Genomic DNA, 23,942 nt, shown 5'->3' on the forward strand with positions numbered 1-23,942 from the left:
CTTAGCCCTTCTTCTTCGCGTGACGGCTACGGATGATCATCTTGTCCGTCGCCTTGTTGTGCCGCGTGCGCGCGCCCTTGGTCGGCTTGCCCCACGGGGTGACCGGGTGACGGCCGCCCGAGGTCCGGCCTTCACCACCGCCGTGCGGGTGGTCGACCGGGTTCTTGGCGACGCCGCGGGTAAGCGGACGATGGCCGAGCCAGCGGTTGCGACCGGCTTTGCCCAGGTTCTGGTTCTGGTTGTCGGGGTTCGACACCGCACCGATCGTCGCCATGCAGGCGGCGTGGATGTAGCGCTGTTCACCCGAGTTCAGACGAACGATGACCATGCCCTTGTCGCGGCCGACGACCTGCACGTACGTGCCGGCCGAACGAGCGATCTGACCGCCCTTGCCCGGCTTCATCTCGATGTTGTGGACGATCGTGCCGACCGGCACCTGGCCCAGTTCCATCGCGTTGCCCGGCTTCACGTCGGTCTTCTTGCCCGCGATCACCTTGTCGCCGACGTTCAGACGCTGCGGCGCGATGATGTAGGCGACGCGGTCCTTGCCCGCTTCGTCCGCACCATAGTTGATCAGCGCGATGAAGGCGGTGCGGTTGGGATCATATTCGATCCGCTCCACGGTGCCCTCGACGTCCCACAGGCGACGCTTGAAGTCGATGATGCGGTAGCGCTGCTTGTGACCGCCGGCGATGCCGCGCGAGGTCACATGGCCCTTGTTGTTGCGACCGCCGGTCTTGGTCTTGCCTTCGGTCAACGACTTGACCGGACGGCCCTTGTACAGCGCCGAACGGTCGATCAGGACCAGGCCACGCTGCGACGGCGTGGTCGGATTATATTGCTTGAGTGCCATGTTACTTGGCCCCCTCGGTAATGTCGATCGACTGGCCTTCGGCCAGCGTCACGATCGCCTTCTTGAAGTCCGAGCGAGTGTAGGGCGCGCCCTTCCACTTCTTGGTCTTGCCCTTGGTCACGATCGTGTTCACGCCGGTGACGGTGACGTTGAACAGCGCTTCGACCGCTGCCTTGATCTCCGGCTTCGACGCCTTGTTCGCGACCTTGAAGACGACCGCGTTATGCTCGGAGAGCATCGTCGCCTTTTCGGTGATGTGCGGCGCGAGCACCACGTCATAGTGACGGATGTCGATCGCCTGCTGCTGCTTAGCCATTGAAGCGGGCCTCCAGCTTTTCGACGGCGGCGCGGGTCAGTACCAGCGTGTCGTGCTTCAGGATGTCATAGACGTTGGCGCCACCGGCCGGCAGGACATTGACCTGACGGAGGTTGCGCGCGGCCAGCGCGAAGGTGGTTTCCACGGCGTCGCCGTCGATGACCAGCGCGGTCTTGCCGAAGCCCAGCTTCGACAGGTTGCCGGTCAGCGCCTTGGTCTTGCCGTCCTCGACGGTCAGGCCGTCCAGGACCACCAGCGAACCCGCCTTGGCATGGCTCGACAGCGCCATCTTCAGACCCAGTGCACGAACCTTCTTGTTCAGGCCCGGGTTGAAGTCGCGGACGCGGGCACCGTGCGCCTTACCACCGCCGATGAACACCGGCGCGCGACGATCGCCGTGACGGGCGACACCGCCGCCCTTCTGGCGACCCAGCTTCTTGCCCGAACGCGCGACATCGGCGCGCTCGCGGGTGCCGCGGGCGGTGCCGCGACGCTTTTCGAGCTGCCAGGTCACGACCCGGTGCAGGATGTCCGCACGCGGATCGAGGCCGAACACCTCGTCGTTCAGCTCGATATCGCCGCTTTCGACGGCGTCGAGGGTCTGTACCTTGACCTTCATGATCAGCCCTCCTGGCCGTCGGTCGCTGCCGGTGCGGCCGCGTCGTTGCTGTTGGCGCTCTTCAGGCCCGCGGGATACGGCGCGTCGGCATGGCGCGCGACCTTCACCGCGTCCTTGACCGTCAGCCAGCTACCCTTGTGGCCGGGGACCGAACCCTTGATGAAGATCAGCCCGCGTTCGACGTCGGTCGATACGACCTGCAGATTCTGCTGCGTGCGGTTACGGTCGCCCATGTGGCCGGCCATCTTCTTGTTCTTGAAGACCTTGCCCGGATCCTGACGCTGACCGGTCGAACCGTGCGAACGGTGCGATACCGACACGCCGTGCGTGGCGCGCAGACCACCGAAGCCCCAACGCTTCATGGCGCCCGCAAAGCCCTTGCCCTGCGTACGGCCCGAAACGTCGACCAGCTGGCCGGCGACATAGTGATCGGCACCGATGGTGGCACCGACATCCAGCAGCGCATCGTCCGCCACGCGGAACTCGACCACGCGCGCCTTCGGGGTCACTTCGGCCTTGCCGAAATGGCCACGTTGCGGCTTGGCGACGTTCTTCGCCTTGGCGGTGCCGGCGCCGAGCTGCACCGCGACGTAACCGTCACGATCCTTCTCACGACGGGCGACGACCTGCACGTCCTCCAGCTGCAGGACGGTGACGGGCACGTGGCGCCCATCGTCCTGGAACAACCGGGTCATTCCCATTTTCTTCGCGATCACGCCAGTGCGCATGACCCACTCCTCCAACAGAGGCTCGTCTTGACGACGAGCTTGCCTAACGAAAAAGGCCCCGGTGCGCGGTCACCCGCCTCCGAAGCCCCAGCCCTTGCGATCTGCACGCCCCCGCCAGGGCCAGACATCGCCGATATTCCCCCACCGAAGGGCTGCATCGACGATAGCGGGGACGCGGACAACGGCACTTCGTCCGCAGACTTCGTGCCGTTCGGTATCCCTATGGTTGCTTTCCCGGCTTCGACCGCCTTTGTTCAGAACGAACCGGCGGGAAGCGAAAGCGCGACGCAGGGCGGAATCACCCTACGTCGCGGCAAGCGGCTATTACGCCAGCTTGATCTCTACGTCCACCCCTGCCGCGAGGTCGAGCTTCATGAGCGCGTCGACGGTCTGCGGGGTCGGCTGCACGATGTCGAGCAGACGCTTGTAGGTCCGGGTCTCGAACTGCTCGCGCGACTTCTTGTCGATGTGCGGGCCGCGGTTGACCGTGAACTTGTCGATGTGCGTGGGCAGCGGAATCGGTCCACGGATCAGGGCGCCGGTGCGACGGGCGGTGTCGGCGATGTCGCCGGCAGCCTGGTCGAGCACGCGATGGTCGAACGCCTTCAGGCGAATACGGATATTGTTGTCCATGGTCCTACCGATGCGAAAGAGCGGGCCGTTGGGACGGCTCTTGATTAACAACGAATGGCTTAGTGAGCACCCCAGCTACAAGCGAGGCGCCCTCATAAAATAGCAAATGGCGGCCCCCGTCTCCGGGGACCGCCACCTGTTCGAGTCGCTATATTACTTGTCGATGCCGCTGACAACCCCTGCGCCGACGGTACGACCGCCTTCACGGATGGTGAAGCGCTGGCCGACGTCCATGGCGATCGGAGCGATCAGCTTCACGCCCAGCGCGACTTCGTCGCCCGGCATGACCATTTCGGTGCCTTCCGGCAGTTCGATGGTGCCGGTCACGTCGGTCGTGCGGAAGTAGAACTGCGGACGATAGTTGGCGAAGAACGGCGTGTGACGGCCACCTTCGTCCTTCGACAGCACGTACACCGACGACTGGAAGTCGGTGTGCGGCGTGATCGAGCCCGGCTTCGCCAGAACCTGACCACGCTCCACTTCGTCACGGGCGACGCCGCGGATCAGCGCGCCGATGTTGTCGCCGGCCTGGCCCTGATCGAGCAGCTTGCGGAACATTTCGACGCCGGTCACGACGGTCTTGCGGACCGATTCGTGGATGCCGACGATTTCGACTTCTTCGCCGACCTTCACAACGCCGGTTTCGACGCGGCCGGTGACCACGGTGCCGCGACCCGAGATCGAGAACACGTCTTCGATCGGCATCATGAACGGCTTGTCCAGCGGACGTTCCGGCTGCGGGATCGACTCGTCGACGGCCTTCATCAGCTCGAGGATCGCGTCCTGGCCGAGCTTCTGGTCCGAACCCGACAGGGCGCAGGTGGCCGAGCCACGGATGATCGGAATGTTGTCGCCGTCGAATTCACGCTTCGACAGCTCTTCGCGGATTTCCATTTCGACGAGTTCGAGGATTTCCTCGTCGTCGACCAGGTCGACCTTGTTCAGGAAGACGACCATGGTGGGAACGCCGACCTGCTTGGCGAGCAGGATGTGCTCCTTGGTCTGCGGCATCGGGCCGTCGGTGGCCGACACGACCAGGATCGCGCCGTCCATCTGCGCCGCGCCGGTGATCATGTTCTTCACATAGTCGGCGTGACCCGGGCAGTCGACGTGCGCATAGTGGCGGTTGGCGGTCTCATACTCGACGTGCGCGGTCGAGATGGTGATGCCGCGCTCGCGCTCTTCCGGAGCCTTGTCGATGTTGGCGAAGTCGACGGCGACGCCGCCCATCGTGTCCGCCAGCACCTTGGTGATCGCGGCCGTCAGCGAGGTCTTGCCGTGGTCGACGTGGCCGATGGTGCCGATGTTCAGGTGCGGCTTGTTCCGCTCGAATTTTGCCTTTGCCATTTTCCTACCTTCTGATTCGAATTCGGTGCCGCATCAGGGGCCACGCGAACGCGGCCCTTTAGCGGGTGTTGTTTCGTAATGCCAGCCCCCGAACCGGGGAGAGGACGACGAAGTAAATTCGCCGTCGGTCGGAGCGGTCGTGGGACCGCTCCGCCGGCCGGCCTTTCGGCGTCTCGGAGCTAAGCTGGCTTAGCCCCGTGCGCCTCAGGCCATCTTCGCCTTGACCTCATCCGCGACGTTCTGCGGCACTTCGTCATAGTGCGAGAACTGCATCGAGTATTGCGCGCGGCCCTGCGTGAACGAGCGGAGCTGGTTCACATAGCCGAACATGTTGGCGAGCGGGACCATCGCTTCGACGGTCTGCGCGTTGCCGCGGCTGTCGGTGCCCTGGATCTGGCCACGACGGCTGTTCATGTCGCCGATGACGTCGCCCAGATAGTCTTCCGGGGTCACGACCTCGACCTTCATGATCGGCTCGAGCAGCTTGATGCCGGCCTTCTGGGCCGCTTCGCGCATCGCGCCGCGGGCGCAGATTTCGAACGCCAGCGCCGACGAGTCGACGTCGTGATACTTGCCGTCGATCAGGTGCACTTCGAAGTCGATGATCGGGAAGCCGATCAGCGAACCGGTCTGTGCCGTCTCGCGCATGCCCTTTTCCACCGACGGGATATATTCGCGCGGGATGTTGCCGCCCTTGATCTCGTCGAAGAACTGGTAGCCCGAACCACGCTCGCCGGGAACGACCTTGACCTTCACTTCGCCGAACTGGCCCGAACCACCCGACTGCTTCTTGTGGGTGTAGGTCAGCTCGACCGGCTTGGCGAGATATTCGCGATACGCCACCTGCGGCGCACCGACATTCGCTTCCACCTTGAATTCGCGCTTCATGCGATCGACGAGGATTTCGAGGTGGAGTTCACCCATGCCCTTGATGATCGTCTGGCCCGATTCATGGTCGGTCGACACGCGGAACGAGGGGTCCTCGGCAGCCAGGCGGTTGAGCGCGATGCCCATCTTTTCCTGGTCGGCCTTGGTCTTCGGCTCCACCGACAGCTCGATCACGGGTTCCGGGAACTCCATGCGTTCCAGGATGATCGGGTTCGCCGGATCGCACAGCGTGTCGCCGGTCGTCGTTTCCTTCAGGCCCGCGATGGCGACGATGTCGCCCGCACGCGCCTCGTCGATGTCCTCACGCGAGTTCGCGTGCATGAGGAGCATACGGCCGATCTTTTCCTTCTTGTCCTTCACCGAGTTCAGGTACGAACCCTTGGTGAGGGTGCCCGAATAGATGCGGGCGAAGGTCAGCGAGCCGACGAACGGGTCGTTCATGATCTTGAACGCCAGCAGCGACAGCGGCGCGGTGTCCGACGCCGGACGCGAATCCGGGGTCTCGCCGTCGAGCTTCACGCCCTGCACGTCCGGAATGTCCAGCGGCGACGGCAGATAGTCGACGACGGCGTCGAGCAGCGGCTGCACGCCCTTGTTCTTGAACGCCGAACCGCACACGATCGGCACGAAGTTCATCGCCAGCGTCCCCTTGCGGATCAGCTTCTTCAGATCGGCGACCGACGGCTCGTTGCCTTCGAGATAGGCTTCCATCAGGTCGTCGTCCTGCTCGACGGCCATTTCGATCAGGTCGCTGCGATACTTCGCAGCCTTTTCCTTCATGTCTTCCGGAATGTCCTGATATTCGAACTTCGCGCCCAGCGACTCTTCGAGCCAGATGATCGCGCGGTTCTCGACCAGGTCGACCAGGCCCTTGAAGCCGCCTTCGATACCGATCGGGAGATACAGGACCGCCGGACGCGCACCCAGACGCTCGATGATCGAATCGACGCAGAAATAGAAGTCGGCGCCGGTGCGGTCGAGCTTGTTGACGAAGCACATGCGCGGCACGCCGTACTTGTCGGCCTGACGCCACACGGTTTCCGACTGCGGCTCGACGCCGGCAACGCCGTCGAAACAGGCGACCGCACCGTCGAGCACGCGCAGCGAACGCTCGACTTCGATGGTGAAGTCGACGTGGCCGGGGGTGTCGATGATGTTGATCAGGTGCTCTTCACCCTTGCCCTCTTCCGCACGCCACTTGCAGGTGGTTGCCGCCGAGGTGATGGTGATGCCGCGTTCCTGCTCCTGCTCCATCCAGTCCATGGTGGCGGTGCCTTCGTGCACTTCGCCGATCTTGTAGGACTTGCCGGTGTAGTAAAGAATACGCTCGGTGGTGGTCGTCTTGCCGGCGTCGATGTGCGCCATGATGCCGATGTTACGATACCGTTCGAGCGGATGGCTGCGGGCCATGATCGTGCTTCCTTAGCAATGTGGGGAGCGAGGCATGACGCCCGCTCCCCACGATATAGGCGGTTAGTTCAGCGGTGAAAAGCCACCGCCTTCGCTTACCAGCGGTAGTGCGAGAAGGCGCGGTTCGCTTCCGCCATGCGGTGCGTGTCTTCGCGCTTCTTGACGGCGTTGCCGCGGTTGTTGGCAGCGTCCATCAGCTCACCCGACAGGCGCGCCGACATGGTGTTCTCGCTGCGGTTGCGGGCCGAAGCGATCAGCCAGCGGATGGCGAGTGCCTGGGCGCGTTCGAAGCGGACTTCGACCGGGACCTGGTAGGTCGCACCACCGACGCGGCGCGAACGCACTTCGATGTTCGGCTTCACGTTGTTCAGCGCATCGTGGAACACGCCCAGCGGATCGCGCTTCGCACGGGCTTCGACGGTTTCGAATGCCGAATAGACGATGCCTTCGGCGACGGACTTCTTGCCGTCCAGCATCACCGAATTCATGAACTTGGTCAGAACCTCATCCCCGTATACGGGATCAGGCAGGATTTCCCGCTTTTCGGGACGACGACGACGAGCCATCAGATATTCCTTCAATCTTCAGCCGGTTCCCGAACCTGTCGGGGGCTTACTGGGGGTAGATGGACCTCAGGCCGCGCAGAAGCTGCGCGGCACGGGATCACTTCGGACGCTTGGCGCCGTACTTCGAACGCGACTGGCGGCGATCCTTGACACCCTGCGTATCGAGCACGCCGCGCAGGACGTGGTAGCGAACGCCGGGAAGATCGCGCACACGACCGCCGCGGATCAGCACGACCGAGTGCTCCTGGAGGTTGTGGCCTTCACCCGGAATGTAGCTGATGACTTCGCGGCTGTTGGTCAGGCGGACCTTGGCCACCTTGCGCAGCGCCGAGTTCGGCTTCTTCGGGGTCGTCGTGTAGACGCGGGTGCAGACACCGCGCTTCTGCGGGTTCTGGTCCATCGCAGGGACCTTCGACTTGGCCTTCTGCGGTTCGCGGCCCTTGCGGACCAGCTGGTTGATCGTCGGCATGAAGCCCTTCACCTTATCTTGCGGTTACTTTGCCGGAGCCGTTCCTGTCAGAAATGCGCAAAGGCCACGTGGGCGCAAACCCTCGGGGCCGATGTCTCCAGCAATGTTCAGCTCTTTGAACCCACATGCAGGCCAGTGACGGCTACGACGCCGACCCAGCGGGACGCGCGGCCTATACCGATCCGCCCCCGCGCGGTCAATGGTGCTGGGCGGACACCCGAATGCCAAACGGACGGCAAGGCCCCTGCCCTGCCGTCCGCCGTCACAGCATTCCGATCGCCGGGCGATCAGTTCATGCTGTTGCCCATCGTCGCGTTCATCGCGTCGGGCGTGTTGCCCATCATCGCGTCGCCGGCGGTCGTGACCGAATTGGCTTCGGTCTCCATCGGATTGATCGCGATCATCTCGTTGCCGACCTCGCCGTCGTTGCGGAAGGCGGCATTGGCATAGACGTCGTTCGACACGACGTTCGCATCGTTGGTCGTCACGATTTCCTGTCCGCCGCACGCGCCGAGCAGCGCGACGAGTGGCAGGGCGGCAGCGGCGGCGAAACGGGTCATCGGTTTGTCTCCAGCGGTTCGGCGGTCCAACGTCGCGCGGTGCCGTCGCGTTCCGGTCCGTCAGCGCGCCGAGAAGCCGGTATCGATCGCAAAGCCGACCCACATCGCCGCCAGCACCGCATGCGACGCGACGAAGAACAGGAAGCGCGGCCGCACCCGGCCGTCGATATGCGCGATGCTGTGCCCGGCGCGCAGCGCGACATAGACCCAGGCGAGCGAAACCTGCGCCAGCGTCGCGAGCCCCGTGATCAGCAGCAGCGGGACCAGCGCGAAATAGAGGACCGGCATCTCGAACAGGTTGGCGAGATTGGCGGCGGGCCGTTCGACCGGGCGGAAATAGGCGCGACTCGCCTCGCTGTCGACTAAGTCGGTCGCGCGGGGCCGCTGCCGCCGCATATGGCCGAAGCGCGCCTGTACCAGCGTCAGGCTGACCAGAAAGATCAGCGCGACGAGCGCGAAGCTCGGCCACAGGATCGCCCGCGTCATCATCGTCATCACCCCCATTTGCCCGGCCCGCCGCACAACCTATACCGATGCGACCTGTTGCGCCAACGGAGCGATGCGATGCCCCCTGCCCTGCCGATCGACGGGAGCTGCCGCTGTGGCCGGGTGCACCTCCACATCGATGCCGCGCCGATGATGACGATGGCGTGCCATTGCCGCGGATGCCAGCGCATGTCCGGCAGCGCCTTCTCGTTGACGCTCGCGGTGCCGAGCGCCGCGCTGACCGTCACCGGCGATACCGTCATCGGCGGGCTGCATGGCGAACAGGTCCGCCACCATCATTGCGACCATTGCAAGGGCTGGCTGTTCACCCGCATCGAACCCGATCCCGGCTTCACCAATGTTCGTGTCGGCGTACTCGACCGGCCGGAAGCGTTCGCGCCGTTCATCGACACCTGCGTTGCCGAGGCGCTGCCCTGGGCGACGACGCCCGCGCGCCACCGCTATCCGGGCTTTCCGCCGCCCGAGGCGTTCGGCCCGCTGCTGGCGGAATATGCCGCGATGCGGACGGACTGACGCGGCGCTTCCGCCCGGCGGCGAGCGGCGATAGAAGCCGCTCCATGCGTATCCTGTTCGCCCTGTTGCTGATGGCGCTCGCGCCCGCCGCCCACGCCCAGTCCGCCACCCGCGCCGCGCCGGGCTATGTCCGGGTGAAGATCGACACCAATGTCGGGTCGATCATCGTCGCGCTGGACGTCAAACGCGCGCCGGCGACGTCGAAGAACTTCCTCGCCTATGTCGATGACGGTCGGTTCGACGATACCGACTTCTACCGTTCGGCGCGGCGCAAGGCCGATCCGAAGCTGGGCTTCATCCAGGGTGGCATCCGCACCGATGCCCGCCGCATCCTGCCGCCCTTTCCGCACGAACGGACCGACCGCACCGGCGTGAAACATGTCGACGGCGCGATCTCGATGGCGCGGCGCCCCGAGGCCAATTCGGCGGGCGGCAATTTCGTGCTGCTGGTCGGCGCGATGCCCAGCATGGACGCGAAGGACGACTTCGCCGGCTATGCCGCGTTCGGCCGGGTCGTCGGCGGCATGGACGTGGTCAAGCGCATCCTCGCCAGGCCGACCGGCGGCGGATCGGACGCGATGAAGGGGCAGATGATCCTCGACCCCATCCGCATCCTGCGCGCCCGGCGACTGGACGGAAAGCCGCAGCCGACCGGCCAGCCGAAGGTGTGGCTGATCGGCGTGCGGCGGTAGTTGGACCGACGCCCGTTGCAAATCGTCGCCCCAGCGAAGGCTGGGGCCTCCCGCGGCGAGGCGCGCGCGCCTTTACCGGGAGATTCCAGCCTTCGCTGGAATGACGTACTGGTCGATACTCACCCCGCCGCCTGCATCTCCGCCATCGCCGCATCGTCCAGCTCGCTCGCCCGGACATGCGCCGGACGGTCGGCCAGCCGGGCGGCATAGGCCAGGAACGCATCGCGCTTCGGCAGCGTACCGAACTGCGTCCCCCACATCACCTGCGACCCGACATAGACATCGGCGGCGGTGAAGCGGTCGCCCGCGATATAGGGGTGCGCCGACACCGCCGCCTCCAGCACGTCGACCACCCGGTCGTAATCGCCATAGCCGACCATCCGCTGCTGATCGTCGGTTGGCACGACGCCCAGCGAGCGGTTGGTGACCGCCTGCTCGACCGGCCCCGCCGCGAAGAACAGCCAGCGATAATAATCGGCATGTTCGCCCGCGACCGGTGCAAGACCGGCGTCGGGAAAGGCATCGGCAAGATAGGCGCAGATCGCGGCACATTCGGTGACGACATGACCGTCATGGACGATCGCCGGCACCTTCCCCATCGGGTTGATTGCCAGATAGGCGTCGGCCTTCATCGTCCCGCCATAGCCGAGCATCTCGACATCATAGTCCGCGCCAACCTCCTCCACCATCCAGCGCGCGATCCGCCCGCGCGACATCGGGTTGGTGTACAGCGTCAGTCCGGCCATGGGGCATCTCCTCCAAATCATTGGAACGAAGGTGGAACATCTACCTATTTGGCGTCAAGCTCGTGACGCAGAAAGGCGATGGTCCGATCCCAGGCCAGTTTCGCCGCAGCAGCATCGTAGCGCATCGCAGAGGTGTCGTTGTTGAACGCATGGTCGACCCCGGGATAGACATGCGTCGTCGCGGTCTTGCCGGCCTTGCGCAGCGCCTCGCCCCACGGGATCGCCGTCGCATTCACCCGCGCATCCTTCTCCGCCAGCTGCAGCATCATCGCCGCGCGCACCTTCGGCGCTTCGGCCGGATCGGGGGCCGGCCCGTAATAGCTGACTCCGGCCGACAGCAGCGGATCGGCCACCGCCAGCCGGTTGACGAACGCCCCGCCCCAGCAAAATCCGACCGCGCCGGTCTTCAGTCCCCGGCGCTCACCCCGCGCCTTGGCGAGATACGCCCTCGCCTGCGCGAGCGCGACGTCATAATCGATCGTGCCGATCATCGCGCGGGCCTTGTCCTCGTCGGCTGGCGTGCCGCCCTGCGGCGCGAGCAGATCGGGGGCAATCACCCGGAAGCCGGCCAGCGCGACCCGTCGCGCGACATCCTCGATATGGGCGTTGAGCCCGCGATTTTCGTGGATGACCAGCACCAGCGGCAGCTTGCCGCCGCCCTTGGGCGCTGCGAAATAGGCGGTGGCGGGATGCCCCGCCTCGGTCCCGCTCGCCTTCGCGACATCGAGCCGGCCGTCACTCGCCGCGACCTGCTGCGCGGCGGCGGGCGACGCGGCGATGCCGGCGATCAGCGCCTCGGCGGCGGCCGCCGATCCGGCGAGTGCGACCATCTGCGCCATGAAGGTGCGGCGGTCGTGATGCTCATGGGTGAAGGCGTCGTACAGCGCGATGGCGCGGGCGTTCAGGTCGTCGGACATGGGCATGGCACTCCGCTTCGGAAGGGTGCAGCCTAAGCCATTGCCGCCGATACGCAAACGGCCCGGCCATCGCGGGATGGCTGGGCCGGCAATGCCTTCGGGTGAAGCGTATCAGCGCTTGAACGGGTCGAAGAAGCTCGACGGCTCGGCCGATTCGCCGCGCTCGGCCAGTTCGGCGTCGCGCGCCGCCTGGGTCCGCTCGTTGCGCAGCTGTTCGATCAGCGCCTCGCGGTCCCCTTCCAGCCGTGTGTCGGTCGGTGCCTCGATGCCGGCGGCCTTCGCCGCCTTGCCGACCAGCGCGTCGAGCTCGCGCTGCGAACACAGGCCCAGCGTCACCGGGTCCTTCGGCGTGATGTTGGCGATGTTCCAATGCGTCCGGTCGCGGATCGCGGCGATGGTGGTGCGGGTCGTGCCGATCAGCTTGCCGATCGCGCCGTCGCTGATTTCCGGGTGGTTGCGGATGATCCAGGCGATGCCGTCCGGCTTGTCCTGCCGCTTGCTGACCGGGGTGTAGCGCGGCCCCTTGGTCCGGCGGACCTGCTCGGGACCCTTCTGCATCACCAGGCGGTAATCGGGGTTCTTCTGCCCCTTCTCGATCTCTTCCATCGTCAGTTCGTGCGCGCGCACCGGGTCGCGACCGGTCAGCTTGGTCGCGGCGGTGTCGTCGGCGATCGCCTGCACCTCGAGGACGTGCAGGCCGCAGAAATCGGCAATCTGCGGAAAGGACAAGGCGGTATTGTCGACCAGCCAGGAAGCGGTCGCGTGCGGCATCAGCGGCTGGGCCACGACGGGTCTCCGAAATAGAAAGGGCCGCCCAAACCGGGCGGCCACGTTGGGTCCGATGTAGTCCGGGCAGCCGAACTAGGCAAGACCGCCGTTCAGCGGGGGCACAGGTCGTACAACCGGACCCGCTGGGCACGCGTCATCCGGTCGCGCAGTTGCCATAGCTGCGCGCAATCCGCCTCGTGCTTCCTCTGGGCGGCACTCTTGGGCGGAACACCCCGCCGCAACCGCGCGGCGTCCCGCTCGGCGTGGCCGCGCATGGTGGCAGACAGCAACTGTCCCTGTGCGGTCACGACCGGGTCCATCTGTGCCGCCGCCGGAACTGCGCTCGCCATCGCAACCAGGCCGAGGATCGTTCGCATCACCACTCTCCCAAAGGAATGGCGATCGACTACCGCGGCCGACCCCGGCCCGCAGCAGCACCGCGTCGGACCGGTCTATTCTAGGGTCAGCACGATCTTCCCGACATGATCGCCCGCTTCCATCCGGCGATGCGCATCGGCGGCTTGTTCCAGCGGGAAAGTCCGGTCCATGACCGGGCGCAGCCGCCCTTCGGCGACGTGCGGCCACACCGTGCGCGACAATTCGTCGGCGACCATTTCCTTGAACGCCGCATCGCGCGGGCGCAGCGTCGATCCGGTCAGCGTCAGGCGGCGGCGCATGATATCCCATAGCGGCACCGTGGCGCTCGCCCCGCCCTGCACCGCGATCGAGACGTGGCGACCATCCTCGGCCAGGCACTTGATGTTGCGCGGCACATAGTCGCCGCCGACCATGTCGAGCACGACGCTGACGCCCTTCCCGCCGGTGATCTCCGCCACCCGCTCGACGAAATCCTCGGTGCGGTAGTTGATCGCATGTGCCGCCCCCAGATCGCGGGCGGCCTTCGCCTTCGCATCGCTGCCAACGGTGACGATGACGGTCAGCCCGAACAGCTTGCCGAGCAGGATCGCCATGGTGCCGATGCCGCTGGTGCCGCCATGGACCAGCACGCTGTCGCCCTCCGCCGCGTAGCCGCGCTCGAACAAGTTGGTCCACACGGTGAACAAGGTTTCGGGCAGCGCCGCCGCCTCGACCATCGACAGCCCGTCGGGCACCGGCAGGCACTGCCCGGCCGGCACCGCGACATACTCGGCATAGCCGCCGCCCGCGAGCAGCGCACAGACCGGCTGCCCCACCAGATGCGCGTCACCCTCGTCGCCGACCGCGACGACATGGCCTGCGACCTCCAGCCCGGGGATGCTCGGCGCGCCGGGCGGCGGGGCATAGCCGCCGGTGCGTTGCAGGACGTCGGGGCGATTGACGCCGGCCGCGGCCACCCGGATAAGCACCTCGCCGGGACCCGGCCGCGGGGTCGGGCGATCGACGACGACCAGCACCTCCGGACCTCCGGCTTCCGTCGGATCGATCGCACGCATCGCCGCTGGTACGTCCATAACGCTCATCCCCCTGTCTCCGGCGTTATTGACATCGCCAGCCGTAGGGTCAACGCTGCATCGTGATGGAACCCGACGAAAATGTTAACCATGTTCGTGGCAACCTGCTGGCCATGGTGCTCGCCGAGGATCTGGACCCGCTGTCGGTCGACGAACTGACGAAGCGTATCGCCGCGCTGGAGCGCGAGATCGAGCGATGCCGCGCGCGGATCGAGCGAGCCAATAGCCACCGTGCCAGCGCCGACGCGCTGTTCCGGTCATGAGATGTTCCGCCCCGCTTGATGCCGGGCGGCGGCATACCGACATTGGGGGAGACCCGGGATACCGGGACGCAGGGCCGGCGCGTTCTCGCCGGCCGACCGGAGTGAACTGAATGCCATCCTTCGCATCCGCACTGGAATCCACGCTGCACAAGGCGCTCGAGGCCGCATCCTCGCGCCGGCACGAATATGCGACGCTCGAACACCTCCTGTTCGCGCTGACCGACGATGTCGATGCGGCCAAGGTGATGACCGGCTGCGGCGTCGACCTCGACGAACTGCGCGCGACCGTCGCCCATTATCTCGACACCGAACTCGACACGTTCAAACTCGACGCCGCGACCGACCCCTCGCCGACCAGCAGCTTCCAGCGCGTCGTGCAGCGCGCGATCCTGCACGTGCAGTCGTCGGGCCGTGACGAAGTGACCGGTGCCAATGTGCTGGTCGCGATGTTCAGCGAGCGCGAGACCTATGCCGTCTATTTCCTGCAACAGCAGGATATGAGCCGCCTCGATGCCGTCAGCTTCATCAGCCACGGCGTCGGCAAGGGCGGATCGACCGCCACCGAAACCCCCGCGCCCAAGGGTGCCGAGGAAAAGGAAAGCCCCAAGGCTGCCGATAAGGGCAAGAACGAGAGCGCGCTCAAGCAGTTCTGCGTCGACCTGAACGAGAAGGCGAAGACCGGCAAGGTCGACCCGCTGATCGGCCGGTCGGCCGAGGTCGACCGCACCGTGCAGATTCTCTGCCGCCGTTCGAAGAACAACCCGCTCTATGTGGGCGACCCCGGCGTCGGCAAGACCGCCATCGCCGAAGGCCTCGCGCGCAAGATCGTCGAGGGCGACGTGCCCGAAGTGCTGCTGCCTGCGGTGATCTATTCGCTCGACATGGGCGCGCTGCTCGCCGGCACCCGCTATCGCGGCGATTTCGAGGAACGGCTGAAGCAGGTCGTGACCGAGCTGGAAAAACTGCCCCACGCGGTCCTCTTCATCGACGAAATTCACACCGTCATCGGCGCCGGCGCGACCAGCGGCGGGGCGATGGACGCGTCGAACCTGTTGAAGCCCGCGCTGTCGGGCGGACAGATTCGCTGTATCGGCTCGACGACCTACAAGGAGTTCCGCAACCACTTCGAAAAGGATCGCGCGCTGCTGCGCCGGTTCCAGAAGATCTACGTGAACGAACCCTCGGTCGAGGATACGATCAAGATCCTGACCGGCCTGCGCACGGCGTTCGAGGAGCATCACAAGGTCAAGTACACCCCCGATTCGATCAAGTCGGCGGTGGAATTGTCGGCGCGCTACATCAACGACCGCAAGCTGCCCGACAAGGCGATCGATGTGATCGACGAGGTCGGCGCGATGCAGATGCTGGTGCCGGCGCCCAAGCGGAAGAAGACGATCACCGCCAAGGAGATCGAGGCGGTCATCGCGACGATGGCCCGCATCCCGCCAAAGACCGTGTCGACCGACGATACCCGCGTGCTCGCCAATCTCGAACTCGACCTCAAGCGGGTGGTGTTCGGGCAGGACGACGCGATCAAGGCGCTGTCCTCGGCGATCAAGCTGTCGCGCGCCGGCCTGCGTGACCCCGACAAGCCGATCGGCAACTATCTCTTCACCGGCCCCACCGGCGTCGGCAAGACCGAGGTCGCGCGTCAGCTGTCGGAGATCATGGGCATTCCGCTCCAGCGCTTCGACATGTCCGAATATATGGAGCGCCATTCGGTCAGCCGGCTGATCGGTGCCCCTCCGGGCTATGTCGGCTATGACCAGGGCGGCCTGCTGACCGACGCGATCGACCAGCAGCCGCATTGCGTGCTGCTGCTCGACGAGATCGAGAAGGCGCATCCCGACCTGTTTAACATCCTGTTGCAGGTGATGGACAACGGCAAGCTGACCGACCACCACGGCAAGACCGTCGATTTCCGCAACGTCATCCTGATCATGACGACCAATGCGGGCGCATCGGACATGGCCAAGGAATCGATCGGCTTCGGCCAGATCGACCGCGAGGACGTGCAGGAGGAAGCGGTGAAGAAGCTCTTCACCCCCGAATTCCGCAACCGCCTCGATGCGATCGTGCCGTTCGGCTATCTGCCGCCGGAAGTCGTCGCGCGCGTCGTGGACAAGTTCATCCTCCAGCTCGAACTCCAGCTGGCCGATCGCGGCGTCCATATCCATCTGGACGACGAAGCGAAGACGTGGCTGACCGAGCGCGGCTATGACAAGCTCTACGGCGCACGGCCGATGGGCCGCCTGATCCAGGACAAGATCAAGCAGCCGCTGGCCGAGGAGCTGCTGTTCGGCAAGCTCGTCCATGGCGGCGAGGTGAAGGTCCGGTTGAAGGACAATGCCCTCGCCTTCGAAATGACCCCCGCCGCGCCCAAGAAACCGCGCAAGGGCGGCAAGACCAAGGCCGCCGCCGGCGCCTGACACGACTCCGCCCCGTAGAGCGATCTACGGGGCGGTTTTCGTTTAGATCCAATGACATGAACTCTACCCGTTTGTGCTGAGTAGGGGCTGAGCTTGTCGAAGACCCGTATCGAAGCATCTGTGGCAGTCCTTCGATACGCCCCTTCGCCAAGCTCCAGCGGCTACTCAGGACGAACGGCTATGCCTGAAGTCATCATGCTCTAAGGCCGGATGCCACCTGCTCGCGTCATCCCGGCGAAGGCTGGGGTCCTTCCTGCGTTAGCGCAAAACGATCGCCCACGATGACCCTTTCCTACAATTCGCGGCATCGTCATGATCGCTGGCGCTCTCTCCAACGGAACACGCCACGCCGCCGCCGAATGGCCAAGTCCACGCAACGCACGCACTGCGCACGAGTGTGAACTTAGTGAACTTTGAAACGCCTCTGTCCGGTAACTCCTTGTAATCATTACACGAAACCGTTCGGTTCGAGCAGCTTCGAGCTTGTCGAGAAGCGACCGTCGAGAACACGCCGTCCGGACCATAAGCTCGCCCGGATACTCCCGTCACTCCCACGCAGGCGGGAGTCCCGATGCGCCAGCGTCGCGAAGCCAGCCGAAACCTCGGCGTCTATGGACTTCCCGCCTGCGCGGGAATAACGAACACTCACGATTGTCGCTGAACGTCGATCGGTGCCAAGGACGGAGAGGTCACTCCGACCCCTGACGGTCGACATGGCATAACTCCCGCCCTCCTTGCCGCCGCATGCCCCGTCGCTCGCGCGGGTGACGACCAACCGACAACCCTTACCCCGCGCCACGCGCCACGCGCTCGACCGACCCGTCGATCCGTTCGACCTCCAGCGCGACGATCCGCCCGCCCTCCTCCACGAAGCGGAAGCGCGACAAAGGGTCACCTTCCGGCACCATGACATTCCCCTCGATCGGCACCAGCGGCGACGGCGCGCGTCCACCGCGGCTGCTGGTCAGCCGGTCGCCGCTGACGACCAGCCGCCGCTCGCCATAGCTTCCGGCATAGTCCGCCAGCGGATGCGCTGCCCGCACCGGCGTCGCCATGGCCCGGTAGAAGGCGGCCAGCCGCTCCGCCTCGCGCCGTTCGTCGCCGCCGGCCTTCGCCGCAATCGCGCTCATCGCCGCCGCCTGCGCCGCAGCCAGCGCCCGATCGACCGGCACGGCGATGGCGGGAGCAACCCCCACCGCTTCCCAATCCTTGCCGGTCTTCAGGCTGATCGCCCGCCCGCTCGATACGCTCAGCACATAGCTCTTGCCGATGGGCAGCAGGTCGTTGCGAAAGCCCGCCCCGGCGGTCCGCTCGCCGACCAGCGTACCGAAGCCCAGCGCCGATACATGGGTCGCGAACTCCTCCGCCGCCGATGCGGTGCCGCCGCTGGTCAGCACATAGAGCGGCTTGCCGGCCAGGCTGAACGGCGCCTTGGGCGCGGTGGTCGCCTCGCCCGGCTTGCCGCGCATCTCGAAGCGCATCAACGGCGTGCCGGCGGGCACGAAATAGCTGGCTAATGCCGCGACCGCTCCCGGCGACCCGCCGCCATTGCGGCGCAGATCGATGATGTACGCGTCGCCACCGCGCAGGAACTGCATCGCGCCGACGATCGCCGCCTCGGCCTCCGGCGTGCCCCAAGCGAACCCGTCATAGGCGACCATGCGGATATTGCCGGGCAGCACCTCCATCGCCCGGACGCCGCCATTCTGCCGCGCGATCATCCGTGCCATGGCCGGCGGCATCGCCGCGTCATCGTCGGGCAAAGGCTGACTGCCCAGCATTGCCGCCATGGTCGGGTCGTACCGGATGCCCAGATGCTTGTCGGCAGTAACCGTGCGCAGATCGGCATTGATCCGCTCGGCCAGCGCCTCACCCGACAGACCGCGATAATGCGCCGGCGAAGCCAGCGCCGCGCTCAGCCGGGCGGCGGTATCGGGCAGGACATAGCGTTCGCTGATCGCCTTCCGGGTCGCCGCGACGACGGCGGCGGGATCGTCGGCGGGCGCCTGCGCGACGGCGATGCCGGCCATGGCCAGCGACAATGATGAAGCAACGATCCAGCGACGCATAATTCCTCCCGGTGACGTTCCGTTTTATCGCTTGGCTGCCCTGCCCGATTTCGGCAAAGAACGGGGCGACATCGCCGAAAACCGGCAATGCGGCGGGGGCCTGGAACGGGAATGCGCGATCTGGATCGCTATGATCGCGAACTGCTCCACTGGCTGCAACGCGACGCGCTGCGCACCGCCGACGATCTCGCGCGCGACGTCGCCCTGTCGCCGTCCGCGATCACCCGGCGGGTGCGGCGGATGCGGGAGGACGGGACGATCGTCGCCGATGTCTCGATCGTGTCGGACCGGGTCGGTCCCTTCCTGTCGGCGCTCGTCGATATCCAGCTCGACCGCCACGCCCTGCCGCATATCGAGGCGCTGCTGCGGCGGCTGGATGCGGTGCCGGAGGTGCAGGCGATCCTCGAAGTGACCGGAACGTTCGACCTGACGCTGATGGTCGTGGTCGCGGACATGGCCGACTACAACCGCTTCGCCGATGCGATGCTGGCGGGCGATCCGGTCGTTCGCCGCTACGAAACCCGCTTCGTCAAGAAACGGCGCAAATGGTCGGCGGCACGCCCGCTCGACTGACCGGCGGCGGCGCGTCGCGCACCGCCGCCGCATCGGATTACTGGAGGACGACCGTGACGGCGCGACGGTTCTGCGCCCACGCCGCTTCGTCCGAACCCAGCGCCAGCGGGCGTTCCTTGCCATAGCTGATCGTCGTGATCCGCGACGGCGAAATGCCGCGCGTCGCCAGGTAGCTGCTCGCGGCATTGGCGCGACGATCGCCCAGCGCGAGGTTATATTCGCGGGTGCCGCGTTCGTCGGCATGCCCCTCGATCGTCACGCGGACATTGGGATAGCGCGTCAGCCACTGCGCCTGGCTGTCGAGGATCTGCCGCGCGGTCGCGTCGATATCGTACTGGTCGAGACCGAAATTGATCGTGTCGCTGGCGACCGACTGCTGGAAATCGGCGCGCGATCCCGGCACGACGCCATTGGCGCCGGTCCCGGTGCCCGTGCCGCCGGTGCCCGCATTCGGATCGACGGTCTGGCCCGGTGCGGGCGGCAGCACTTCGGGCCGCTTCTTGGCGCAGCCCGCCGTCGCCAGCAGCGCGCCTGCCACGATCAGCGTGGTGGAAAACTTGGTCATCGAAACCTCCCTTGGTCGTTTCGCTCCTCGCTACAATGCCCCTGTAGCGGATTGGTCCCCGTTGGTGAACGATCAGGGGCGCAGCGGCCCCCAGCTCGGGTCCGACCCGTCGAGCGCGGTCGGAATGCGGCGGATGTTCGCGCCGGTCAGGTCGACCGACCAGATCTGCGTCCGGCCCGACCCCTGCGCGCTGCGGAAGAAGGTGAGCACGCGGCCATTGGGCGACCAGCTCGGCCCTTCATCGCCCCAGGCGTCGGACAACAGCTTTTCGCCCCCGCCGCTGGGCGACATGATGCCGACGCGGAACGATCCGCCGCCCTGCCGGGTAAAGGCGATCAGGTCGCCGCGCGGGCTCCATACCGGCGTCGCATAGCGCCCGCCGCCAAAGCTGATCCGCTGCTGGTTCGACCCGTCGGCGTTCATCACATAGAGCTGCTGCGACCCCGACCGGTCGCTTTCGAACACGATCTTGGAGCCATCGGGCGAATAGCTGCCCCCGGTGTCGATCCCCGGCGCATTGGTCAGCCGCTGCGGACTGCCGCCCGATGCGGACACGCGGTAGATGTCGGTATTGCCCGCCTGCGCCATCGAGAACAGCACATAGCGGCCATCGGGCGAGAAGCGCGGCGCAAACGTCAGCGAGGCGTTCTGCACCAGCAACCGCTGCCGCCCGCTGTCGAGGTCGAGGACATAGATCGCCGGCCGCTCATTGGCGTAGCTCATATAGACGATCGACTGCTGGTTCGGCGCGAAACGCGGCGTCAGCACGATCGACTGGCCGTTGGTCAGGAAGCGGTGATTGGCCCCGTCCTGGTCCATGATCGCCAGCCGCTTGATGCGATTGCCCTTCGGCCCCGTCTCGCTGACATAGACGATGCGGCTGTCGAAATAGGCGCTCTCGCCCGACAGGCGGGTATAGACCGCATCGGCGCATTTGTGGGCAGCGCGGCGCCATTCGGCGGGCGCCACGTTGAACCCCTGCCGCGTCAGTTCGGTGCGCCCGAACGTGTCGTAGAGATAGCAGCCAATGGTCAGCGTGCCGTTACCCTCGGCGCGGACATAGCCCTGCACCAGCGCCTGCGCATTGCTCCACGCGGCATAGTCGGGCGCCTGCACCTGCGCCATCGCGATGGCGGGCAGCCCGGCCGGGCCGGCGGGCTTGAACAGCCCCGAATTGCGCAGGTCGTTGGCGACGATCTCCGCCAGCTGCCGCCCCAGCGCGTCGGTCGACCCGGCGGGGGTGGAGGCAATCTGCGGCGTCGGCATCACCGGCACCGCGATCGGCAGCGGTTCGGAAATGCCGCCCTCGATATCGACCTCGACCTGCGCGAAGGCGGCCGGTGCCGCCAGCAGGCTCGCGAGGACCGCGCCCAGTGCCATCGTCAGTTTACGCATACATCCCCTCCGGTCAGCCGGGCAGCTTGTAGTTGATGATGATGTCTTTCCACCCGCCTTCATACAGGTCGGCGGGCAATTCGTACGGCGCGCACTGCGTCAGCGCGGCGATCGCCAGTTCGGATACGCGCTGCGCATAGCGGCGATTCTCGTCGTCGATTCCCGTCTGCCCGCGCAGTTCGGGCCTGGCGGCAAAGGTCCCGTCCGACCGCATCTGCAACCGGATGCGCGACCGGATCTGGTTCGCGCCGGGGCCGGGGTTCGGAATCTTGTTGGCGCAGGGCTGCACCTGCCGCTGGATCGCGCTGGCGAGGCCGGCGACCGACTGCGCGCTGACCGCGGTGCCGCGCGGCGCCGGCGCCTTGCCCGGCGCGGGCGTGTCCGCGATGCCCTTCAGGAAATCATTGCCCAGACGCCCGCCGCGCGGACGCTGCGCCGTTGCCTGTGCATTATTCCCCTGTCCGCGCGTCGTCGCAGGCTTGGTCGCCGGTTTGGCGGGTGCTGGCGAAGGCTTGGCCGGGGCGGCCTTGGGCGGCGCCTTCGCAACCGCCGTCGGGCGGGCGGGCGCAGGTCGAGCCGGTTGCCGCGCCGGAGCCGGCTTGGGTTCGGGCTTCGGCGCCGGAGCGGGCTTCGGCGCCGGCTTGGGCACCGGTTTCGGTACGGGCTTGGGGGCCGGCGCCGGCTTGGGCGCAGGCCTGGGTTCCGGGCGTGGCGCCGGCTGCGACCGGGGCGCAGGCGCCGGCGGGGCGGGTTCGGGTTCCGGTGCGGCCTCCGGCTCGCTCACCGGTTCGCTCGGTGCCGCCTCCTCGGGCGCGCCGGTTTCCGGCGCCTGGCTGATCGCCGGCGCGTCGGTCTGTTCGGGCGCGCTCTGTTCGGCCGCAACCTCTTCGGCGAAGCTGACGTCCATCGGCTGGTTCTTCAACTTCACCGGGTTCGGCGTGGCGAGAAAGCCGACCGACAACAGGCCGAACAGGACGACATGTCCCGCAACCGCCGCGCCAAGCCCGATCTTCTCCGCCTTCTGCATGGGCTTACTGCGCCACGCTGATCAGCGACACGCGGTTCAACCCGGCGCGGTTGAGTTCGCCCAGCACCGCATTGACCCGGCCATAGTCGAGGCTGCGGTCGGCGCGCAGCATGACCTGCCGAGGCTCGGTCGCGCCGGCACCCGCCGCCGCGATCTTTTCCAGTTCGCCCGGCAGGTTGTCGGCGGACACTTCGACATCGTCGATATAGGTCCGCCCATCGGCATCCATCGACAGCGTCACCGGCTGCTGGGTCGGCTCGACCGCCTTGGCACGGCTGTCGGGCAGGTTTACCGGCACACCCGCGGTCATCAGCGGTGCGGTCACCATGAAGATGATCAGCAGCACCAGCATCACGTCGACCAGCGGCGTGACGTTGATCTCCGCCATCGGTGCCCGGCGCCCTTTTCCCTTTGCCGACGGCAGGTTGATGCCCATGGATCAGACGCCTTCGAGCTGGCGCGACAGCGTCGCGTGGAACGCATCGGCAAAGCGGTTCAGCCGCGCCTCGATCCGGTTCACGCGGTGGCTGAAGCGGTTATAGGCGATGACCGCCGGGATCGCTGCGAACAGGCCGATGGCGGTCGCGAACAACGCCTCGGCAATGCCCGGCGCGACCACCGCCAGCGAAGTGTTCTGTTCGGACGCGATCGCGGTGAACGACCGCATGATGCCCCACACCGTACCGAACAACCCGACGAACGGCGCGACCGATCCGACCGTCGCGAGGATGTTGAGCCGGTCGGCCAGCGTCTCGCTCTCATCCGCCACGCTCGACGCCATGGCGGTGGCAAGGCGTTCGCGGGTCCCCTCCCGATCGATCTGCTTCGACGCGGTCGAGCGGCGCCATTCACGCACACCCGACGAAAAGACGCGGGCGATGGCGGTGTCGCGCGATCCCTGCAACCGGTGGAACGCGTCGATATCCTCGGCCTGTTCGAACTCGGTTTCGAACCGGTCGATGTCGCGCCGCACCTTGCGGGCGCGGACCAGGAAGCCGACGATGATCGCCCAGGTCCAGATGCTCGCCGCCAGCAGCCCCAGCATCACCGCCTTCACCACCCAGTCGGCCTGAAGGAAGAGCGCGACCGGCGACATGGTCGCGGCGTCGGTGTTCACGAAAACGTCCATCATGCCCCTTTATCGGTTGCGACCAGCGCGGCGAAGGTGTCGATCCACGCCGCCGGCTGGCGACGCGGCCGTCCGCCGGGGGCCACGAACGCGACCTCCACCCGTGCCGACGCCAGTAGAAGATCGTCGCGGATGACTGTTTGCTGAATATCGACCGCCGCCGCGCGGACCCGTTCGACGGTGCTGACCACGACCAGCGCATCGTTCAGCCGTGCGGGCGCCCGCCAGTCGAGCTGCATTGACCGCACCGCATAGGCGCCCTCGCCCGCTTCATGCGCCGCGCGCTGGTCGATACCGGCGATCATCAGCATGTCGCTGCGCGCCCGTTCGAAATAGCGCAGATAGTTCGCATGATAGACGACGCCCGACAGGTCGGTGTCCTCGAAATAGATGCGGACGGGAAAGCGATGCGTGCCGCCGACGAAGCGGCCGCCGGCCGGCTGGTCGGGGTCGGTCATTTGTCCGCTTTAACCATCGCGGCCGGAACGGGAAAGGGGGGACGGTCCTCC

28 protein-coding genes are annotated in these 23,942 nt (G+C 66.3%); 5 read left to right on the plus strand and 23 right to left on the minus strand.

All coding sequences use genetic code 11. The features are described 5' to 3' along the window. Position 1: 1 nt before the first annotated feature. The 11 genes from rplB to CA237_RS02670 all read right to left on the minus strand — a co-directional run bounded on the left by rplB (position 2) and on the right by CA237_RS02670 (position 8,884). Complete coding sequence (gene rplB / locus CA237_RS02620; protein ID WP_066689626.1) at positions 2–853, minus strand: 50S ribosomal protein L2; 852 nt, start codon at positions 851–853, stop codon at positions 2–4. Position 854: 1 nt separating this feature from the next. After that, positions 855–1,169 (minus strand): 50S ribosomal protein L23, encoded by a 315-nt coding sequence (locus CA237_RS02625; RefSeq protein WP_066689627.1) that lies wholly within the window; start codon positions 1,167–1,169, stop codon positions 855–857. After that, positions 1,162–1,788, minus strand: a complete 627-nt coding sequence (gene rplD / locus CA237_RS02630; protein ID WP_066689628.1) for a 50S ribosomal protein L4 — start codon at positions 1,786–1,788, stop codon at positions 1,162–1,164. Before rplD ends, CA237_RS02625 begins: the two co-directional genes overlap by 8 nt. A gap of 2 nt (positions 1,789–1,790) precedes the next feature. Continuing rightward, positions 1,791–2,516 (minus strand): 50S ribosomal protein L3, encoded by a 726-nt coding sequence (rplC, locus tag CA237_RS02635; RefSeq protein ID WP_066689747.1) that lies wholly within the window; start codon positions 2,514–2,516, stop codon positions 1,791–1,793. A 324-nt stretch (positions 2,517–2,840) separates the two neighbouring features. Next, positions 2,841–3,149 (minus strand): 30S ribosomal protein S10, encoded by a 309-nt coding sequence (gene rpsJ / locus CA237_RS02640; RefSeq protein ID WP_033921125.1) that lies wholly within the window; start codon positions 3,147–3,149, stop codon positions 2,841–2,843. Between the two features lie 153 nt (positions 3,150–3,302). Then, the gene (gene tuf, locus CA237_RS02645; protein WP_066689629.1) at positions 3,303–4,496 is read right to left on the minus strand and encodes an elongation factor Tu; all 1,194 of its coding nucleotides are present in this window, start codon (positions 4,494–4,496) and stop codon (positions 3,303–3,305) included. A gap of 204 nt (positions 4,497–4,700) precedes the next feature. Next, positions 4,701–6,794 (minus strand): elongation factor G, encoded by a 2,094-nt coding sequence (gene fusA / locus CA237_RS02650; protein ID WP_066689630.1) that lies wholly within the window; start codon positions 6,792–6,794, stop codon positions 4,701–4,703. Positions 6,795–6,889: 95 nt separating this feature from the next. Continuing rightward, positions 6,890–7,360: a 30S ribosomal protein S7 gene (rpsG, locus tag CA237_RS02655; RefSeq protein ID WP_066689748.1), complete on the minus strand. Its 471-nt coding sequence runs from the start codon at positions 7,358–7,360 to the stop codon at positions 6,890–6,892. 97 nt (positions 7,361–7,457) lie between these two features. Beyond that, the gene (gene rpsL / locus CA237_RS02660; protein WP_066689749.1) at positions 7,458–7,829 is read right to left on the minus strand and encodes a 30S ribosomal protein S12; all 372 of its coding nucleotides are present in this window, start codon (positions 7,827–7,829) and stop codon (positions 7,458–7,460) included. Between the two features lie 287 nt (positions 7,830–8,116). After that, positions 8,117–8,389, minus strand: coding sequence for a hypothetical protein (locus CA237_RS02665; RefSeq protein ID WP_066689631.1), 273 nt, complete (start codon positions 8,387–8,389; stop codon positions 8,117–8,119). Positions 8,390–8,449: 60 nt separating this feature from the next. Beyond that, positions 8,450–8,884 carry an MAPEG family protein gene (locus CA237_RS02670; protein WP_164523813.1) on the minus strand — a complete coding sequence of 145 codons (435 nt, stop codon included), beginning with the start codon at positions 8,882–8,884 and terminating at the stop codon, positions 8,450–8,452. A gap of 69 nt (positions 8,885–8,953) precedes the next feature. On the opposite strand from CA237_RS02670, the gene CA237_RS02675 reads away from it, so the two are divergent. After that, positions 8,954–9,409 (plus strand): GFA family protein, encoded by a 456-nt coding sequence (locus tag CA237_RS02675; RefSeq protein WP_066689633.1) that lies wholly within the window; start codon positions 8,954–8,956, stop codon positions 9,407–9,409. A 44-nt stretch (positions 9,410–9,453) separates the two neighbouring features. Further along, on the plus strand, positions 9,454–10,101 hold the full coding sequence (locus tag CA237_RS02680) for a peptidylprolyl isomerase (protein ID WP_066689634.1): 648 nt from the start codon (positions 9,454–9,456) through the stop codon (positions 10,099–10,101). A 119-nt stretch (positions 10,102–10,220) separates the two neighbouring features. Here the strand turns inward: CA237_RS02680 and CA237_RS02685 are convergent, their stop codons facing one another. The 5 genes from CA237_RS02685 to CA237_RS02705 form a co-directional block, all read right to left on the minus strand. Then, entirely contained in the window at positions 10,221–10,847 is a 627-nt protein-coding gene (locus CA237_RS02685) for a glutathione S-transferase family protein (RefSeq protein WP_066689635.1), read from the minus strand. A 44-nt stretch (positions 10,848–10,891) separates the two neighbouring features. Next, entirely contained in the window at positions 10,892–11,770 is an 879-nt protein-coding gene (locus CA237_RS02690) for a dienelactone hydrolase family protein (RefSeq protein ID WP_241215417.1), read from the minus strand. A 105-nt stretch (positions 11,771–11,875) separates the two neighbouring features. After that, a complete protein-coding gene (locus CA237_RS02695; protein ID WP_198158527.1) occupies positions 11,876–12,535 on the minus strand; it encodes a DUF1013 domain-containing protein in 660 nt (219 codons plus the stop codon). A 107-nt stretch (positions 12,536–12,642) separates the two neighbouring features. Beyond that, entirely contained in the window at positions 12,643–12,909 is a 267-nt protein-coding gene (locus CA237_RS02700) for a hypothetical protein (RefSeq protein WP_066689638.1), read from the minus strand. Between the two features lie 75 nt (positions 12,910–12,984). Beyond that, complete coding sequence (locus CA237_RS02705; RefSeq protein WP_232307922.1) at positions 12,985–13,983, minus strand: NAD(P)H-quinone oxidoreductase; 999 nt, start codon at positions 13,981–13,983, stop codon at positions 12,985–12,987. A 65-nt stretch (positions 13,984–14,048) separates the two neighbouring features. Between CA237_RS02705 and CA237_RS02710 the strand changes: the two genes are divergently transcribed. Continuing rightward, a complete protein-coding gene (locus CA237_RS02710) occupies positions 14,049–14,246 on the plus strand; it encodes a DUF1192 domain-containing protein (RefSeq protein WP_066689639.1) in 198 nt (65 codons plus the stop codon). A gap of 110 nt (positions 14,247–14,356) precedes the next feature. Further along, on the plus strand, positions 14,357–16,675 hold the full coding sequence (gene clpA / locus CA237_RS02715) for an ATP-dependent Clp protease ATP-binding subunit ClpA (RefSeq protein ID WP_126012668.1): 2,319 nt from the start codon (positions 14,357–14,359) through the stop codon (positions 16,673–16,675). A 785-nt stretch (positions 16,676–17,460) separates the two neighbouring features. Here the strand turns inward: clpA and CA237_RS02720 are convergent. Next, positions 17,461–18,744 carry a S41 family peptidase gene (locus CA237_RS02720; protein ID WP_084401466.1) on the minus strand — a complete coding sequence of 428 codons (1,284 nt, stop codon included), beginning with the start codon at positions 18,742–18,744 and terminating at the stop codon, positions 17,461–17,463. A gap of 111 nt (positions 18,745–18,855) precedes the next feature. On the opposite strand from CA237_RS02720, the gene CA237_RS02725 reads away from it, so the two are divergent. Then, positions 18,856–19,317: an Lrp/AsnC family transcriptional regulator gene (locus CA237_RS02725; protein WP_066689642.1), complete on the plus strand. Its 462-nt coding sequence runs from the start codon at positions 18,856–18,858 to the stop codon at positions 19,315–19,317. Positions 19,318–19,354: 37 nt separating this feature from the next. Here the strand turns inward: CA237_RS02725 and pal are convergent, their stop codons facing one another. The 6 genes from pal to CA237_RS02755 all read right to left on the minus strand — a co-directional run bounded on the left by pal (position 19,355) and on the right by CA237_RS02755 (position 23,891). Beyond that, positions 19,355–19,882, minus strand: coding sequence for a peptidoglycan-associated lipoprotein Pal (gene pal, locus CA237_RS02730; RefSeq protein WP_066689643.1), 528 nt, complete (start codon positions 19,880–19,882; stop codon positions 19,355–19,357). A gap of 72 nt (positions 19,883–19,954) precedes the next feature. Further along, positions 19,955–21,277 carry a Tol-Pal system beta propeller repeat protein TolB gene (gene tolB, locus CA237_RS02735; protein ID WP_084401469.1) on the minus strand — a complete coding sequence of 441 codons (1,323 nt, stop codon included), beginning with the start codon at positions 21,275–21,277 and terminating at the stop codon, positions 19,955–19,957. Between the two features lie 13 nt (positions 21,278–21,290). Next, positions 21,291–22,304 carry a cell envelope biogenesis protein TolA gene (locus CA237_RS02740; RefSeq protein ID WP_066689645.1) on the minus strand — a complete coding sequence of 338 codons (1,014 nt, stop codon included), beginning with the start codon at positions 22,302–22,304 and terminating at the stop codon, positions 21,291–21,293. Positions 22,305–22,308: 4 nt separating this feature from the next. Beyond that, positions 22,309–22,740 (minus strand): ExbD/TolR family protein, encoded by a 432-nt coding sequence (locus CA237_RS02745; protein WP_066689646.1) that lies wholly within the window; start codon positions 22,738–22,740, stop codon positions 22,309–22,311. Between the two features lie 3 nt (positions 22,741–22,743). Beyond that, the gene (gene tolQ, locus CA237_RS02750; protein WP_066689647.1) at positions 22,744–23,436 is read right to left on the minus strand and encodes a protein TolQ; all 693 of its coding nucleotides are present in this window, start codon (positions 23,434–23,436) and stop codon (positions 22,744–22,746) included. Further along, the gene (locus tag CA237_RS02755; RefSeq protein WP_066689648.1) at positions 23,433–23,891 is read right to left on the minus strand and encodes a YbgC/FadM family acyl-CoA thioesterase; all 459 of its coding nucleotides are present in this window, start codon (positions 23,889–23,891) and stop codon (positions 23,433–23,435) included. Before CA237_RS02755 ends, tolQ begins: the two co-directional genes overlap by 4 nt. Positions 23,892–23,942 lie beyond the last annotated feature (51 nt).

It is taken from the genome of Sphingomonas sp. ABOLH, assembly GCF_003951715.1.
Lineage (GTDB): Bacteria > Pseudomonadota > Alphaproteobacteria > Sphingomonadales > Sphingomonadaceae > Sphingomonas > Sphingomonas hankookensis_A.